Raw genomic sequence first — 16,487 nt, forward strand, 5'->3', positions numbered from 1 at the left:
TCTACATTATACGAACCCATGTTCGCATCGGCAAGCTTATTTTAGATTTTCTTAATCTTTTTATTTTGAAGTGTCCGTAAACCCTTGAAATGAACGCAATTCTATTGCAAGATAGATAACAATATATATTAGATAGTAGGGATAGTTAATATGTCAACAAAGGGAATGTTAATAGTTTTATCAGGTCCTTCTGGCGTCGGTAAAGGTACCGTCAGAAAAGCCATGCTAGAAAAGTCATCGATCCGTTTTGATTATTCAGTTTCTATGACAACTCGAGATATGCGACCAGGTGAAGAAGACGGTGTGGATTATTATTTCCGCACAAATGAAGAATTCGAACATGAAATCGAAACCGGTGGGATGCTCGAATACGCAAAATACGTTGACCATTATTATGGAACGCCATTAAAGTATGTTAATCAAAAACTAGAAGCAGGAACAGATGTATTGTTAGAAATTGAAGTAAATGGTGCAATGCAAGTTCGTGAAAAAATGCCAAATGGCGTCTTTATTTTTCTAACTCCTCCTGATTTGCCGTCACTTAGACGTCGCATCACTCATCGTGGTACTGACGATCAAAAGACGATCGACAAACGTATGGAACAAGCTAAAAAAGAAATTGCTATGATGTCAAACTATGATTATGCCGTGGTAAATGATAAAATACCTAACGCAGTCAAAAAAATTGAAGGTATAATTAGAAGTGAACATTTAAGTGTGCCTCGAGTAATTGATAAATATAGAAAAATAATAGGAGAAGACTAATATGATAAGTTATCCATCAATCGATAAACTCTTAGATAGAGTTGATTCAAGATATTCACTTGCAGTACTTGCTGCTAAAAGAGCTCATGAACTTGAAGATGGCGACATTGAACTTTTGAACCATTACGAATCACCAAGAACAATTGGTAAAGCATTTGAAGAAATTGCTGACGGCAAGATTGAAATTGATCCTGATTCAATTCTTCTTGAAAAAGATGCCGAAAAAATTGAAGAAGAGAAAAAAGAAGAAAATTAATTTTGATTCCTTCACAGATTGTCGAGTAGATGATTGTGAAGGTTTTTTTTTTAATGTTATGGTTTATGTAAGGGTGGTGGAAAAATGACCGTAGCAGCAGTCATAGTTGACGTACCAACTATGCAGACTAATCGTCCATTTGAATATGAAATTCCGGAAGAATTAAGCGATGTCGTTGTTCCTGGTATGCGAGTCGAGGTAGGATTTGGCCGCGGTAAACGAAAGATTCAAGGCTTTGTAATGGAAGTCAAGGACCATAGTGAGTTTTCAGGCAAACTCAAGCCCATCATTAGGGTGATCGACGTAAAACCCGTATTGTCTCCAGAAATGATCAAGCTGTCATACTGGTTGGCAGACCGTACTTACGCTTTTCAAATCTCGTGTTTACAAACTATGTTGCCAAATGTTATGCGGGCAAAATATAAGCAATTCATTCAGGCAGCAGTCGGATTTGAAGATGATCCTGAAGTTAAGGACTTATTAAATGATCATTTAGTAGTGGAATTGACTAATGACACAACTGATTCAACTATTAGAAAAATTGCCCACCTTAAGAAATTAAACAAGCTGGATGTCGAATATGTGGTGGAAAATCAGGCCAATTCTTTAACTAGGCAGGCAGTTACTACTAAGCTGACCATTGAACAGCTCAAAGATAAGCGACAAAATTTGCGAAGTAATGCTAAGGCACAATTTAAGCTTTATGACTTTTTGATTGAACATTTAAAGGATCTGCCAATTGAGACCAGTGAATTCGAAAATAAATTTCATATCACCAGGCCAACATTAAAAACAGCCGAAAAGAATCAAATTATCGAGTACGTTGAGGTAACCAAGCGTCGTAAGCCAGTCGGTATTATTCCTGAGAAACAATCGATTCCTGAATTGACCGATGAACAAACAGCTGCTGTTCAAATGATCAACGATTCAGTTGATAATAATGAAGCACAAACTTTTTTGATTGAAGGAGTCACCGGAAGCGGAAAGACGGAAGTTTACTTGCAGACGATCCAAAAGGCAATCGAAAATGGACAAACGGCTTTGATGCTAGTTCCAGAGATATCTTTGACGCCACAGATGGTTAATCGGGTTATTGGCAGATTTGGAAATCAAGTTGCCGTTCTTCATAGCGGTTTATCAAGTGGAGAACGATACGATGAGTGGACCAGGATCGAAGACGGATCGGTTAAGGTGGTCGTTGGTGCTAGAAGTGCTGTATTTGCCCCATTGACTAATATTGGTGTCATTATAATAGATGAGGAACATGAGGCTAGTTATAAACAAGATGATAATCCTCGCTATCATGCTCGTGATGTTGCAAAATGGCGCTCAGAATATAATAGTTGTCCACTTGTATTAGGAAGTGCAACGCCTAGTTTGGAATCACGTGCTCGGGCTGAAAAAGGCGTTTATAAGCTAATATATATGAAGAAACGAATTAATGATCATCCATTGCCTCACGTTCAGATCGTTGATATGAGGGATGCTGAGAATTCAGCCACAAAGGGTGATTTTTCACCTCTCTTACAAGATAATATTTGGCGTGCTTTGAAACGTAAAGAGCAGGCAATCGTGTTGTTGAATCGCCGTGGATACTCGTCATTTTTAATGTGTCGGGAATGCGGATTCGTATTGAAATGCCCCAATTGCGACGTTTCGTTAACTTATCATAAGAACTTAGGAAAAATGAAATGTCATTATTGTGGACATGAGGAACCAGTGCCACATATTTGTCCAAACTGTAAAAGCAAAAAAATCGGATTTTATGGTACCGGAACAGAAAATATTGAAAAGCAGCTTAATGAATTATTTCCTGAAGCACGCGTTTTGAGAATGGATGTCGACACAACACGAAAAAAGGGTTCACATGCTGCAATCATTAAGAAATTTGGCAATCATGAAGCTGACATTTTACTGGGTACTCAAATGATTGCTAAAGGGTTGGATTTCCCAGACGTCACGTTAGTCGGAGTTGTGAATGCTGATACTACATTAAGTATTTCTGACTATCGTGCGAGTGAGCGAACTTTTCAACTACTAACGCAAGTCAGTGGTCGTGCTGGACGTGCTGATAAAGAAGGACATGTTATCATTCAGACGTACAACCCTGATCATTATGCGATTCGGGATGCAGCCAAGCAGGACTACGAAACTTTTTTCAAACAAGAGATGTATTTAAGACATCAATCAGGCTATACGCCTTATTACTTCACAACTTTGATCAGCGTTGCACATCAAGATGAAGGACAAGCCATGAAGCAAAGCTATTGGCTTAAAAAACAGCTTGAGGGCGTACTTTCTGATAGTGCTAAGCTATTGGGGCCAAGTCCAACGATGATTTCCAGAAAACAAAACAAATATTTTTATCAAATTATTGTAAAATATAAGCGTGAATCCAATTTGCATCAGAAACTATTAGAAATATTATCTGACACGCAAGCCGAGACGAAAAAAGGCTTTACAATTGCAATCGATAATGAACCACAACATATAGATTAACGGAGGTCGATTAAATGACGAATGTTATTTTTCTAGGTACACCAGAATTTTCTGCGACAGTCTTAAAGGGATTATTGGCTGCTGATTATGACGTAGCTGCTGTAGTTACTCAACCTGATAAGCCAGTTGGTAGAAAACAAGAATTACGCGAGAGTCCGGTAAAAGTACTAGCTCGCGATGAAAATATTGAAGTTTATCAACCAGCAAAATTATCTGGTAGCGAGGAGCTAGAGGTTCTCAAAAAAATCAATCCTGATTTGATCATCACTGCAGCTTATGGACAATTTTTGCCCAATTCATTCTTGGAATCTGCCAAGGTTGCTGCAATCAATGTCCATGGATCACTTTTGCCAAAATATCGTGGCGGGGCACCGATCCAGTGGTCTTTGATCAATGGCGATAAGGAAACAGGAATTTCGATCATGTATATGGTCAAAGCCATGGATGCCGGTGACGTTATTAGTCAAGCTAAGATTGAGATCGAGCCTACTGACGATAATGGGACATTGTTCAAGAAATTGGCGATTGTCGGCCGTGATCTGTTGTTAGAGACGATTCCCGACATCATGTCAGGCGACATTACTCCAGTTAAACAAGATGAATCTCAAGTGGTATTTTCACCAAACATTTCGAAAGAAGAAGAGCATCTTGATTTCCACAAATCTGCAGAACAACTTTTTAATCAGATTCGTGGATTGAGCCCTGAACCAGGCGCTTGGGTCAATATTGATGGCAAGCGTACTAAAATTTATCGCAGTCAAGTCGTTACCGTTGACGGAGACTTTAAACCAGGAACAATTGCAGAAATCTCCCGTAAAAAATTAGTTATCGTGGCTGGTGATGGATCTGGTCTCTCAATCCAGATCATTCAACCAGCTGGTAAGAAAGTTATGGAAATTGCTAATTACCTTAACGGTATGGGCAAGAATCTAGAAAAAGGACAAGTAGTGGTCGACATAAATGAATAATTCTCGAGCCTTAGCAGTAGAAGTTCTTCTAAAAGTACTCAGAAACAAAGCTTATTCCAACATCGAAATCAATAACGTCTTAAAGGGCAGCGACCTATCAGATGCTGATTCGCGTTTAATGACGAATATTGTTTATGGAGTTTTGCAGCATAGATATGTTTTGGAATATCAGATCAAACCTTATATCCAAGATAAAAAAGTCGAACAGTGGGTCATGATTCTTTTGATGACTGCAGTCTATCAAATGCAGTACTTAGATAAAATTCCTGAACATGCGATTTTTAACGAATCGGTTGAAATTGCTAAAGCTAACGGAAACAAGGGTGTCGGTAATTTTGTTACTGCTGTTCTTAGAAATTATCAACGTCATGGATTTCAAGAATTACCCAAAGGAAATTCAACTTATGCTTTAAGCTTGCGTCACAGTACGCCACAATGGCTAGTTGACCTATTGATCAATCAACAAGGTTTGAACAAAGCCAAAAGCGTTCTAGAGTCGATTAATCAAGCATCAGATATTTCAATCAGAGTTAATACCAATAAGATATCTGTTGATGAATTGATGACTAAAATGAACAATCAAGGTTTTGACATGAAAAAGAGTCCGATTTCCTCAGTTGGGTTAACTTGCCCTCATGGGAATTTAGTTAACACTCAAGAATTTGAAGAAGGTCTCTATACGATCCAAGATGAGAGTTCAATGACTGTTGCTCCGGCACTTGACCTTCAACCTGATGACCAAGTTTTAGATAGCTGTGCTGCACCAGGTGGTAAAACGACTCATATTGCTAGTTATTTGGAAAATGGTTCCGTAATGGCACTTGATATCCATAAGCCAAAAACGAAATTGATTCAAGAAAATAGCCACCGTTTAGGTTATGAGGATATAATTAAGACCAAAGCACTTGATGCCCGTAAGGCGAAAGATGCTTTTGAGCCACAATCATTTGATAAAATTTTAGTTGATGCACCTTGTTCTGGTTTAGGTTTAATTAGAAGAAAACCAGAACTGCGTTACTTTAGAAAACCAGAAGATCTGTTGGACCTGCAAAAGATTCAATTGCAAATTTTGGATAGTTTAACAGAGTTAGTAAAGGTCTCAGGTTTGATTGTCTTTAGTACTTGTACTTTTGATGCTGAAGAAAATGAAGATGTGGTCATCAAATTTTTACAAACGCATGAAAACTTTGAAGTTGTTCCGGTTAAGCATGAAAAGGGCTTGGACAAAAATGTTCATGACGGTGTCCTTAAATTGATGCCTGATGATTATTTCACCGATGGCTTCTTTGTATCGGCTTTTCGTAGAAAAAAATAACGAGGTAAGGTTAAATAAATGGATTATGCATTACTAACTGACGTCGGAAAATTAAGAGAAAATAACCAAGATTACGTAAATGTCTTCAAGAATCAAGAAGGCATAATTTTTGGTATTGTCGCAGACGGAATGGGTGGCCATCGTGGTGGCGATGTTGCTTCTGACATGGCTGTATCACATTTAGGACACACATTTGAAGAAACGAAAATATCAGATGTTGATGACCTTAGAGAATGGATCATCAAGGAAATCAGTAAAGAAAACGATCGAATCATCTCAGTTTCAAATCAATTTGATGATTTAAATGGTATGGGTACGACTATGGTCGGCGTCTTTTTCACTAAAGACAAAATGATTGTTGTGAATGTCGGCGACTCGCGCTGCTACATTTTTAAAAATGGTAAGCTAGATCAACTCAGTGTTGATCATTCTTTAGTACATGAGCTAGTTGAAACTGGTCAAATTAGTCCTGAAGAGGCTGAGAATCATCCACAAAAAAACATCATTACGCAAACCTTAGGCGTTTCCCAAACGGTTCAGCCTAGGATCAAAAATTTTGATTTGGTAGATGATGCGATTATTTTGCTGTGCTCAGATGGTTTGACGAACATGGTCTCTGAAGCTGAAATTGCTGAAGTCTTGTCACGAGACATTAGTTTAGATGCAAAATGCCATATCTTAATCGATAAAGCAAATGAAGGCGGTGGCCGAGATAATATCACAGCCCTTCTTTTTGCCTCAGAAAATGGGGGTAAGAAGTAGATGGACAAAGGTTACCTAGTAGGGAATCGTTATGAGATAATTCGTACCCTTGGTGAAGGTGGAATGGCCAATGTCTATTTGGCTAACGACATCAAGACGAATCAAAAGGTAGCCGTTAAAGCTTTACGTTATGATTTACAAGATGATGAATCAGTTAAAAGAAGATTTGAACGTGAGGCCAAGGCGACCGGTACGTTGTCTCATCCCAACATTGTTAATGTCCTCGACGTTTGTAACGATAATGGCAAACAGTACATTATTATTGAATACGTACATGGACCTAATCTAAAAAAATATATTCGTGATAATTTTCCGATTCCATATCATGAAGTGGTTGATATCATGGAGCAAATCACTGCTGCCGTTGCAGTTGCACATGCTCATGGAATTATTCATCGTGATCTGAAACCCGAAAATATCTTAGTGGACGACTCTAAAGATCCTATTCAAGTCAAAGTATCTGACTTTGGTATTGCATTGGCGCTGAGCGATCGTTCAATTACTAGAACTAACTCGCTTTTAGGGTCGGTTCACTATATGTCGCCAGAGCAAATTCGTGGAGGTTCAGCCACTGAATTGTCAGATATTTATGCTCTAGGGATAATTTTGTTTGAATTACTAGCTAAAACGGTTCCGTTTCAAGGGGATACCGCTGTAGCAGTTGCTTTAAAACATTCAAAAGAAGACATTCCTGATCTACAAAAAATTGATTCTCATATCCCACAGCCATTGGAAAATGTTGTTTTAAAAGCAACTGCCAAAGATCCTGGTCAGCGTTATCAATCTGTTAACGAAATGCACAAAGATCTTGAAACTGTGTTGCTACCAGAAAGAGCAGGGGAAAAGAAGTTTGTTCCTGATCCAATGGCAGGTCGGAATTTAGATGAAACACGGGTGATGCCACCCTTGCATGAGTCAAAACAAACTGAAGAGTCAAAACCTGAAAAGAAAAAAGATCACAAACGTAGGAACATCATCATTGCAGCAGTTGCAGCTGTACTAGTTCTGATCTTGATCATTTTCTTTGCAGTCAGGGGAAATCAAGAAACAACAGTTCCTGATTTAAGCAACTTGACGCTCAAGCAAGCTAAAGTGATGTTACGAGGATCCAACTTGCAGGTCGGAAATATTTCCAAAGAAAATGATGATGACGTTGAAGCCGGGCATGTTATTCGCTCTATTCCCAACAAGGGATTAAAGCTAAAGAATAATGCTGACGTAAATTTAGTCGTCAGCTTAGGAGCAACTTATTATAAGATGCCTAACTTAGTCGGCAAACAATATGAGGATGTTTCTGATAATTTGGATAAGCGTGGATTCAAAGTGAAACTCAAATACATTGCTAACAACAACTACACTTCTGGTACGATTCTTAAACAAAGTATTCAGTCAGGAGAGCAAGTGGTTGCCAAAAAGAAGACGTTGACATTGACCTTAGCTAAACCGCAGACTGCCAAGAAGAAGGTAACTCGGGTTCGCGACCTTACAGGCTATAACTTAAAGAGCATTCAGGATTATGCCAAAGAAATCAATGTGACACTAGACGTTTCATACGCATACTCTGATAGCATCGCAGATGGTATCTTAATCAGTCAGAATCCAGAAGCTAATAGCGTTATCAGTTCAGGCGGAACGCTGTCAGTTACTATGTCCAAAGGTCCTGAATCGTCAAAGGGCAATTCATCCAACAATAATGATAACGACAGTAACTCCAGTTCAAGCAATTCTACTAAAAACATCACGCGAAACATTACGATTCCATATACCAATGATGGTTCGGGGACCCCTAATAAAGTCACGATTTATTTAGGGGATGCAAATCATAATATTTCAAATCCCTACAGAACCATGAATATTTCTCAAGATACACCGGTGCTATTAAGTTTCAACGTAAAAGATGGACAGACAGGGAACTACACGGTTGAAAGCAATAATTCAACGATCTTAAGTGGTTCAGTTAGCGGGTAGTTGACATGATAAGACAAGGAAGAATTATAAAATCGATCAGTGGTTTCTATGATGTTATCGATAATGAAAACGACAAATTGATCAGAACCAGAGCTCGAGGAAATTTTCGTAAACGTGGGATCAAGCCGATTGTTGGCGACATGGTCTCATATGAAGATGGCGGAGACTTAGGTTACATTTTGGAATTGTTGCCAAGGACTAACAGTCTAGTCAGACCACCAATTGCTAATGTTAATCAGGCAATTGTTGTAACATCGGCAATTGAGCCAAAATTTTCCAGTAATTTATTGGACAAAATTTTGATCAACATTGAGCATAACGATATTCAACCGTTGATTTATTTAACCAAGTCAGATTTGATTTCTGACAATGAATATCAAGATTTAAAAAAGATTTTATCCGGCTATAACGAAGCCGATTATGTAGTATTTGATGATCAAGATAGTTATAATAATGAACAATTGTTAGCATTAGAAAATCATTTTGCTGACAAGGTCACAGTATTCACCGGACAGTCTGGTGCCGGCAAATCGACATTGCTGAACCATATTAATCCGGAGTTAAATATTGCGACAGCGGCGATTTCACAGACGTTGAATCGTGGTAAACATACAACTCGGCAAGTTTCATTGTTTGAAATATCAGGTGGATTAGTTGCCGATACGCCAGGATTTTCTTCACTTGACCTAATTGATATAGACAAAGAGGAATTGCCAAAACTTTTTCCTGAGTTTGTTAAATACAGTCCAGAATGCAAGTTCAGAGGTTGCATGCATGTTAATGAACCTGGCTGCAAAGTCAAAGAAATGGTTGAAGAAAATGTCATTATGAAGAGTCGTTACGATAATTATTTGTATTTCTTGAATGAAATCAATTCATATAAAAAAAGATACTGAGGGGCGAAACTATGACAAAGAAGATTGCACCATCAATTTTAGCGGCAGATATTATGAACCTTGAAAGAGATGTCAAGGTAGCAGAACAGGCTGGAGCAGATTTATTCCACATCGATATTATGGACGGACATTTTGTTCCTAATATGTCATTTAGTCCAAGCGTTGTTGAAGGAATGAAGAGAATCACCGATAAGCCTTTAGACGTTCACATGATGATCGACAATCCAGATCAATTTATTAAGCCGGTCGTGGATGCGGGAGCAGACACAGTTTTGATTCATACCGAAAGCACCAACCATATTTATCGCTCAATTGAGTTGATCAAGAGCCTTGGCGCCAAAGCAGGGGTGGTTGTTAATCCAGGAACACCTTTGGAAAATGTTAAATATCTTTTCCCAATCATTGACCAAATCTTAGTTATGACTGTTAATCCTGGCTTTGGTGGTCAAAAGTTTATTCCTGGTATGTTGAAAAAGATTCAACGTCTTGACCAACTGCGTCAAACTACTGATGACGACAACTTTAAGATTGAAGTTGATGGTGGAATCAACCCAGAAACTATCCAATTATGTTCAGAAGCAGGAGCTGACATTTTTGTTGCTGGTTCATACTTATTTGAGGGCGAAGGAGAATCTGAATTTTCAGATAAAATCCAAAATTTAAAAAAGTTAGCGGCAGAATAATATGAAACGAGTAAATGTTCTTTTAGGAGGCCCTACAAGCGAGTATCCCAACGAATTATTAAATAACGCATCAATTATACCTGGTAAGTGGGTTGGAGCTGACAGGGGAAATCTGTACTTAATTTCTCATGGTGTTATGCCAGCCATTGCTGTCGGAGATTTTGATTCAATTAATAAAAAAGAACAAAAGTTAGTGAAGGACAATATAGCTGACTTTGAAAAGTATCCACCTGAAAAAGACGATACTGACTCACAATTGGCAATTCTGGCAGCGCATGATAAGTTTGATCCAGATGAATATTATGTCTATGGTGCTACTGGTGGTCGAGTTGATCATTTTTTGGCAAATCTTTATTTGCCGTTTGATCCACGATTTGCTGATTTTTATGACAAGCTATACTTTAAATCAGCTACGAATACGATCAGATTTTTCAGACCAGGTAGTTATACGATTTATCATGAGAATGGTATGAAGTATGTTGCATTCGCCCATTTAGGGCCAGTTTCCAATTTAAATATTGTCGATGCTAAATATACTCTGAAAAACTTTAGTGCTGATCATGCGATTAGTTGGGCCAGCAATGAGTTTGTCAAAGATACGATCGATTTCAATTTTGATAGCGGCGTAATCGCTGTGATTCAAAGTTGCGATAAAAAATAAAAAGAAGATGCAAATTTTGCATCTTCTTTTTATTTTGTCTCTAACAAAAATACAGGGCACTAAAAAAAGACTAACGACATTATAAATGTGCTAGTCTTTTTTAGATGATTAAATTATACACGAGTAACTTTTCCTGATTTCAAAGCTCTTGCTGAAACCCAAACGCGTTTAGGTTTACCATCAACTAAAATACGAACTTTTTGCAAATTTGGCTTCCAAGAACGTTTTGATTGATTAAGAGCGTGTGAACGTTTGTTACCGAACACAGTCTTACGGCCTGTAATAATATCTTTTGCCATGGGACCGACCTCCTTTGGCTACATGTTTTCTTTAAAATATCACCTAAATAACTTACCATACCGAGGTGTCCAAATCAATAGGGGATTTATATTGTAGTTATTTCTTTAATTAAAAATCTGGCTATGATAGAATTTTAATGTTTATACAGTACATTGATCCAGATAGGAGGATCTACAATGGCAATTACAATAAATACCAAACATGGACAGATCGATATTTCAAATAGTACAGTTGCATCGATCGTTGGTGGAGCTGCATCTGATATTTACGGAATCGTAGGGATGGCTAGTAAAAATCAATTACGTGATGGTATGAACACTATCTTAAATCGTGAAGATTTTTCACGTGGCGTCGTGATTCATCAAGAGGATGATAAACTTGCCGTTGACGTCTATATCATTGTTGGCTACGGCATTAAAATTTCGGAAGTAGCTAAGAATTTAAAAGAAAAAGTTAAATATAATCTAGAAACAATGCTCGGAACACCAGCCGGCACTGTAAATGTTTATGTTCAAGGAATTAAAGTTTTAGATGATATCAAATAGGAATTGCTGGTTGGAGGAGAAATTTTGAGTATAGAACGTATTACTAAGAAAGAATTTTCTGATATGGTCCGAATCGCCGCTCACAGACTTGAGAAGAATGCGAAGTTTGTTAATTCTCTCAACGTCTTTCCGGTTCCGGATGGAGACACTGGTACTAATATGAGTTTGACGGTTCAAAGTGGTTTTAAAGCAGTTAATGAATCTGAAGCTGAGACTGTCGGTGGATTAGGTAAGGCTTTAGCAAAAGGCCTATTAATGGGTGCTCGTGGAAATTCAGGTGTTATCACATCTCAATTATTTAGAGGATTTTCCAAGAGTATCGAATCTAAAGATGAATTGACAGCGATCGATTTAGCAAAAGCTTTTGACGACGGTGTTAAAACTGCATACAAGGCGGTTATGAAGCCTGTTGAAGGAACAATTTTAACTGTTGCAAAGTATGGGGCTAATGCTGCCGTTGATGCTGCAAAATCATCTAACGATGTTTCCGTGATCATGCAAGCTGCTGTTAAAGGCGCCAAAGTTGGTCTAGAGAAGACGCCATCGCTTTTGCCAGTTCTTAAAGAAGTTGGCGTAGTTGATTCAGGTGGTCAAGGACTAGTTTTCATTTACGAAGGCTTCCTTGAAGGTTTGACTGGCGAGTCAGCAGCAGAAGAAGAATACACTCCAGACGAAGGTGAAATGGATGAGATGGTAAATGCCACTCATCATCAAGCCGTTCAAGGACAATTCACTAATGACGACATCAAGAATGGCTACTGTACGGAAATGATGGTCGAATTGGGTCAAAATCCTACTTCAGACGAGAAGTTCGATAATGATACGATGAGAAATTATCTCAGCACTATCGGTGATTCATTGATCGTAGTTTCTGACGATGAAGTAGTCAAAGTTCATGTGCACACCAATTACCCACGTAAGGTTTGGGAAGAGGGACGCAAATTTGGATCATTGGTCAAAGTTAAGATCGACAACATGAGAATTCAACATGAGACAATCGTCGATGATGACGAAGTTGCATCGTCAGTTGCTACAGCTGAAAAACCAAATGAACCAATTGATTATGCAATCATTGCCGTATCATCCGGCGAAGGGTTGTCAGAATTGTATAAGAGTTTAGGCGTAACTAATATCATCAGCGGTGGACAGACGATGAATCCATCGACGAACGACATTGTTGATGCTATCAATAATTCGAACGCAAAACGAGCAATTATTTTACCAAATAACGGTAATATCATTATGGCAGCTAAACAAGCTGCTGGCTTAGTTGATATTCCAGTTGCAATCGTTCCATCGAAAACTATTTCTCAAGGGATGACAGCAATGTTGTCATTTAATCCTGAGGCGGATATTGATGAGAACCAAGAGAATATGGAAGATTCATTAGATACTGTTAAGAGTGGTCAAGTGACTCAAGCTATCCGTAACACAGCAATTGATGGATTAAATATTACCAAGGGTCATTTTATGGGTATCGTTGATGGTAAGATCGAAGTTGACGATGCAGACATCGTTAAAGCCACTGAAGATATGCTAGATAAAATGATCGATGAAGACAGTGAAGTTATCACGATCCTTGTCGGTAAAGATGGAAATGATCAAGATGCACAAACAATTTCAGATTACCTGTCAGACAAATATGACGATCTAGAAACCGAGATTCATCAAGGCGACCAACCAGTTTATCCATACTTGATTGCCGTCGAATAACTACTAATACATCTAATTCTTATGGATTAGGTGTATTTTATTTTTTTGTGAGGGGGAATTAAATGAATTTACAGCAAGTACCAGTCTCAGAGCTTCCTGGAGTGGGTCCAAAGCGACTAACTGCGATTGAATCGTTGGGCATTAAATCAATTTATGACTTGTTGTTTTATTTCCCCTTCAGATATGAGGATATGGAAGTCAAAGATTTAGCTGATGCAGTTGATCAAGAAAAGATTTTGCTCAAAGGCGTTGTTGCATCTGATCCAGTGGTTGCTCATTTTGGATATCGTAAAAATCGTTTGAACGTTCGGATCTTATCCGAAAGTGAATCGATCATGGTGACGTTTTTTAATCAGCCTTGGCTCAAGGATAAATTTGAAACGGGTAATGAGGTTGCTGTCTACGGCAAATGGAACGAGGCTCGACGGGCACTGACCGGTATCAAGGTTATTGGTGACAGCCACTATGAGGGTTCGATCGATTCGGTCTATTCGGTGAATAAGAATATTCATCAGAAAACATTGATAAATCTGATCAAGCAAGCTTTTGACAAATATCATCAGGATATTGTTACGGTGATCCCTGAAAAAATCCGAGAGAAGTACAAACTTTTAAATGATGAGCAAATTGTTAAGGGGATGCATTTTCCTGAAAATGAATCAGAAAGTGAAGTTGCAAGAAGAAGTGCAAAATTTCGAGAATTCTTTTTGTTCGAGTGTGGTATCCAGAGCGTTAAAGCTAAAGAAACTCAAGCTAACGACGGAATCAAGGAAGAATACAGCCAAGAATTTGTTCAGAAATTTTTAGACAGTCTCCCATTTGAACTGACTAAGGCACAATCACGGGTGGTTCAAGAAATTTTAGATGATATGAATTCAAGTCATCACATGAACCGTCTTCTACAAGGTGACGTTGGTTCTGGTAAAACAATCGTGGCTGTGATTGCAATGCTGGCATCTGTTACAGCTGGGTATCAGGCGGCAATCATGGCTCCGACTGAAATTTTGGCGCAACAGCATTTTGAAAAAATCAGCAAATTATTGACTCCGCTGAAATTGCGAGTAGGGATTTTGACTGGTTCGCAAACCAAAAAAGAGCACGATACAATTGCACAAAATATTGCCGATGGCAAAATCAACATCATTGTTGGAACGCATGCATTGATACAAGACAGTGTCACTTTTAAAAAATTAGGCTTTATCGTAATTGATGAGCAGCATCGTTTTGGTGTCAATCAACGAAAAGCCTTGCGACAAAAGGGCGAGAATCCTGATGTCTTAGCTATGACGGCAACCCCGATCCCAAGAACGTTAGCAATCACAACATACGGTGATATGGACGTTTCTAGAATTGATGAATTACCATCAGGTCGAAAAGCAATTGAGACGTATTGGATCCGCAGTCAGAAAATCGAACAGATGTATCGCTTCGTTCAAAAGCAATTGGAACAACAAGCTCAAGTTTATGTAGTAACGCCGTTGATCAGTGAGTCTGAAAAAATCGACTTGAAAAACGCTGAACTGATTTTTGATAAATTTAACGAGCTCTTTGCTCCAAAATATAAGATTGGTCTATTGCATGGACAAATGCCAAACGATGAAAAAGAGTCGGTAATGAACGAATTTAGTAACCACAAAATTGATGTACTAGTTTCAACGACCGTTATTGAAGTTGGGGTCGATGTTCCAAATGCAACAGTTATGGTGATCTATGACGCTAATCGTTTTGGTTTATCTCAGCTCCATCAACTTCGTGGCCGTGTTGGTCGAGGAGACAAGCAGTCGTATTGTATTTTGATTGCGGATCCCAAAAATGATATTGCATTGGAAAGAATGAAGATCCTGACTCAAACCACTGACGGTTTTGTTTTAGCAGAAGAGGACCTGAAAATGCGGGGTTCTGGTGATCTTTTGGGAAGTAAGCAATCTGGTTTGCCTGATTTTAAAGTGGGTAATCCAATCACTGACTTCAACATTTTGGAAACAGCTCAACAAGAAGCTGAACAATTGTTTAAGGAAACTGATGCAATCAATAAACCAGAAAATAAAGTGTTAAAATTGTTCTTGAATGTTGAATTTGAACAATTAAATAATTTCGATTAGTGAGGAATGAAAATGAAAATTGCTGTTGACGCAATGGGCGGAGACAATGCCCCCCAAGTTGTTGTTGAAGGTATCGAAAAAGCGCGAGACGAATGGGCTGATCTCCAATTCGTTTTATATGGCGATGAAACTAAGATCAAGAAGTACCTTAAGAGCAACAAAAATATAACGATCGTGGCTACTGATGAGGAAGTACTAGGGACAGATGAACCGGTCAAGGCCATTCGTACTAAAAAGAATTCTTCAATGGTCCGTGCAGCTAAGTCGGTCAAAGATGGCGAAAATGATGCGATGTTCTCATTAGGAAATACTGGTGCACTGTTAGCTGCCGGAATTTTCATTATCGGACGAATCAAACAAGTTGAACGTCCCGCACTGATGCCGACTTTACCCGTAACCAATTCTCCATTGGGCGTAAATATGCTTGATGTTGGTGCAAACGCTGAAGCCAAATCGTCATATTTACAACAGTGGGCAGTTATGGGATCGATTTACGCTCAAGATGTTAAAAACATCAAAGAACCTCGAATCGGTCTATTGAACAACGGTTCTGAATCTGACAAAGGCGATACTTTACATAAAGAAGCTTATGAATTGCTTCAAAATACTGACGAGATCAATTTTATCGGAAACGTTGAATCTAACGATATTTTAGCTGGAGTAGCTGATGTCATCGTGACAGACGGTTTCACTGGAAATGCAGCTTTGAAAGCGACAGAAGGTACGGCAACGATTTTATTAAAACAACTTAAAAAGGCATTAATGGACAATGGACTATACACTAAGATTGGTGCTGCCATTGTCGCCCCATCATTGCGTGGCATCCGAGACATGTTCGATACCTCAAAAGCAGGGGGCGCGGTATTATTAGGCCTCAAATCACCAGTTGTTAAAGCTCACGGTGCTGCTGATGTTGACACTATTTTTTACACTGTAAAACAGATTTATGATATGTTATTGAATGATACAATCAATAAAGCAAATACATATTTTGAAAAAATGCAAAAAGATAATAAGTAATTGGTTAAAATGTTGAAAGCATCATCAAAGTGTT

General features: G+C 38.5%; 15 protein-coding genes. 14 read left to right on the forward strand and 1 reads right to left on the reverse strand.

Annotated elements, in window-relative coordinates:
- Positions 1-150 precede the first annotated feature (150 nt).
- The 10 genes from gmk to LKF16_RS00795 all read left to right on the forward strand — a co-directional run bounded on the left by gmk (position 151) and on the right by LKF16_RS00795 (position 10,773).
- Positions 151-765: a guanylate kinase gene (gmk, locus tag LKF16_RS00750; RefSeq protein ID WP_291471988.1), complete on the forward strand. Its 615-nt coding sequence runs from the start codon at positions 151-153 to the stop codon at positions 763-765.
- Position 766: 1 nt separating this feature from the next.
- Entirely contained in the window at positions 767-1,021 is a 255-nt protein-coding gene (gene rpoZ / locus LKF16_RS00755; RefSeq protein WP_291471991.1) for a DNA-directed RNA polymerase subunit omega, read from the forward strand.
- 84 nt (positions 1,022-1,105) lie between these two features.
- Positions 1,106-3,520: a primosomal protein N' gene (gene priA, locus LKF16_RS00760; protein ID WP_291471993.1), complete on the forward strand. Its 2,415-nt coding sequence runs from the start codon at positions 1,106-1,108 to the stop codon at positions 3,518-3,520.
- 14 nt (positions 3,521-3,534) lie between these two features.
- Positions 3,535-4,488, forward strand: coding sequence for a methionyl-tRNA formyltransferase (gene fmt, locus LKF16_RS00765; protein WP_291471995.1), 954 nt, complete (start codon positions 3,535-3,537; stop codon positions 4,486-4,488).
- On the forward strand, positions 4,481-5,803 hold the full coding sequence (rsmB, locus tag LKF16_RS00770) for a 16S rRNA (cytosine(967)-C(5))-methyltransferase RsmB (RefSeq protein WP_291471996.1): 1,323 nt from the start codon (positions 4,481-4,483) through the stop codon (positions 5,801-5,803). The genes fmt and rsmB overlap by 8 nt, the downstream gene beginning before the upstream one ends.
- 18 nt (positions 5,804-5,821) lie before the next feature.
- Positions 5,822-6,565 (forward strand): Stp1/IreP family PP2C-type Ser/Thr phosphatase, encoded by a 744-nt coding sequence (locus LKF16_RS00775; RefSeq protein ID WP_291471997.1) that lies wholly within the window; start codon positions 5,822-5,824, stop codon positions 6,563-6,565.
- Positions 6,566-8,533 carry a Stk1 family PASTA domain-containing Ser/Thr kinase gene (pknB, locus tag LKF16_RS00780; protein WP_291471999.1) on the forward strand — a complete coding sequence of 656 codons (1,968 nt, stop codon included), beginning with the start codon at positions 6,566-6,568 and terminating at the stop codon, positions 8,531-8,533.
- An 8-nt stretch (positions 8,534-8,541) separates the two neighbouring features.
- Complete coding sequence (gene rsgA, locus LKF16_RS00785) at positions 8,542-9,429, forward strand: ribosome small subunit-dependent GTPase A (protein WP_291472183.1); 888 nt, start codon at positions 8,542-8,544, stop codon at positions 9,427-9,429.
- A gap of 11 nt (positions 9,430-9,440) precedes the next feature.
- The gene (rpe, locus tag LKF16_RS00790; protein WP_291472001.1) at positions 9,441-10,112 is read left to right on the forward strand and encodes a ribulose-phosphate 3-epimerase; all 672 of its coding nucleotides are present in this window, start codon (positions 9,441-9,443) and stop codon (positions 10,110-10,112) included.
- Between the two features lies 1 nt (position 10,113).
- Positions 10,114-10,773 carry a thiamine diphosphokinase gene (locus LKF16_RS00795; RefSeq protein WP_291472002.1) on the forward strand — a complete coding sequence of 220 codons (660 nt, stop codon included), beginning with the start codon at positions 10,114-10,116 and terminating at the stop codon, positions 10,771-10,773.
- A 113-nt stretch (positions 10,774-10,886) separates the two neighbouring features.
- Here LKF16_RS00795 and rpmB read toward each other — a convergent pair whose 3' ends face one another.
- Positions 10,887-11,072: a 50S ribosomal protein L28 gene (rpmB, locus tag LKF16_RS00800; RefSeq protein WP_048703405.1), complete on the reverse strand. Its 186-nt coding sequence runs from the start codon at positions 11,070-11,072 to the stop codon at positions 10,887-10,889.
- A gap of 177 nt (positions 11,073-11,249) precedes the next feature.
- On the opposite strand from rpmB, the gene LKF16_RS00805 reads away from it, so the two are divergent.
- From LKF16_RS00805 to plsX, 4 genes are all read left to right on the forward strand, one after another.
- Positions 11,250-11,618, forward strand: coding sequence for an Asp23/Gls24 family envelope stress response protein (locus tag LKF16_RS00805; RefSeq protein WP_291472005.1), 369 nt, complete (start codon positions 11,250-11,252; stop codon positions 11,616-11,618).
- Positions 11,619-11,642: 24 nt separating this feature from the next.
- Positions 11,643-13,331, forward strand: a complete 1,689-nt coding sequence (locus LKF16_RS00810; RefSeq protein WP_291472007.1) for a DAK2 domain-containing protein — start codon at positions 11,643-11,645, stop codon at positions 13,329-13,331.
- Between the two features lie 62 nt (positions 13,332-13,393).
- Positions 13,394-15,433, forward strand: coding sequence for an ATP-dependent DNA helicase RecG (gene recG / locus LKF16_RS00815; protein WP_291472008.1), 2,040 nt, complete (start codon positions 13,394-13,396; stop codon positions 15,431-15,433).
- A gap of 12 nt (positions 15,434-15,445) precedes the next feature.
- The gene (plsX, locus tag LKF16_RS00820; RefSeq protein WP_291472009.1) at positions 15,446-16,453 is read left to right on the forward strand and encodes a phosphate acyltransferase PlsX; all 1,008 of its coding nucleotides are present in this window, start codon (positions 15,446-15,448) and stop codon (positions 16,451-16,453) included.
- Positions 16,454-16,487: the final 34 nt, after the last annotated feature.

It is taken from the genome of Companilactobacillus sp. (genome assembly GCF_022484265.1).
Classification (GTDB): domain Bacteria; phylum Bacillota; class Bacilli; order Lactobacillales; family Lactobacillaceae; genus Companilactobacillus.

Bases quoted from the DNA above. Each gene is read 5' to 3' on its own strand.
- pknB (WP_291471999.1), top strand. From the start codon at position 6,566: ATGGACAAAGGTTACCTAGTAGGGAATCGTTATGAGATAATTCGTACC.
- recG (WP_291472008.1), top strand. From the start codon at position 13,394: ATGAATTTACAGCAAGTACCAGTCTCAGAGCTTCCTGGAGTGGGTCCA.
- priA (WP_291471993.1), top strand. From the start codon at position 1,106: ATGACCGTAGCAGCAGTCATAGTTGACGTACCAACTATGCAGACTAAT.
- rpoZ (WP_291471991.1), top strand. From the start codon at position 767: ATGATAAGTTATCCATCAATCGATAAACTCTTAGATAGAGTTGATTCA.
- rpe (WP_291472001.1), top strand. From the start codon at position 9,441: ATGACAAAGAAGATTGCACCATCAATTTTAGCGGCAGATATTATGAAC.
- LKF16_RS00805 (WP_291472005.1), top strand. From the start codon at position 11,250: ATGGCAATTACAATAAATACCAAACATGGACAGATCGATATTTCAAAT.
- LKF16_RS00775 (WP_291471997.1), top strand. From the start codon at position 5,822: ATGGATTATGCATTACTAACTGACGTCGGAAAATTAAGAGAAAATAAC.
- fmt (WP_291471995.1), top strand. From the start codon at position 3,535: ATGACGAATGTTATTTTTCTAGGTACACCAGAATTTTCTGCGACAGTC.
- LKF16_RS00795 (WP_291472002.1), top strand. From the start codon at position 10,114: ATGAAACGAGTAAATGTTCTTTTAGGAGGCCCTACAAGCGAGTATCCC.
- plsX (WP_291472009.1), top strand. From the start codon at position 15,446: ATGAAAATTGCTGTTGACGCAATGGGCGGAGACAATGCCCCCCAAGTT.
- rsmB (WP_291471996.1), top strand. From the start codon at position 4,481: ATGAATAATTCTCGAGCCTTAGCAGTAGAAGTTCTTCTAAAAGTACTC.
- rpmB (WP_048703405.1), bottom strand. From the start codon at position 11,072: ATGGCAAAAGATATTATTACAGGCCGTAAGACTGTGTTCGGTAACAAA.
- gmk (WP_291471988.1), top strand. From the start codon at position 151: ATGTCAACAAAGGGAATGTTAATAGTTTTATCAGGTCCTTCTGGCGTC.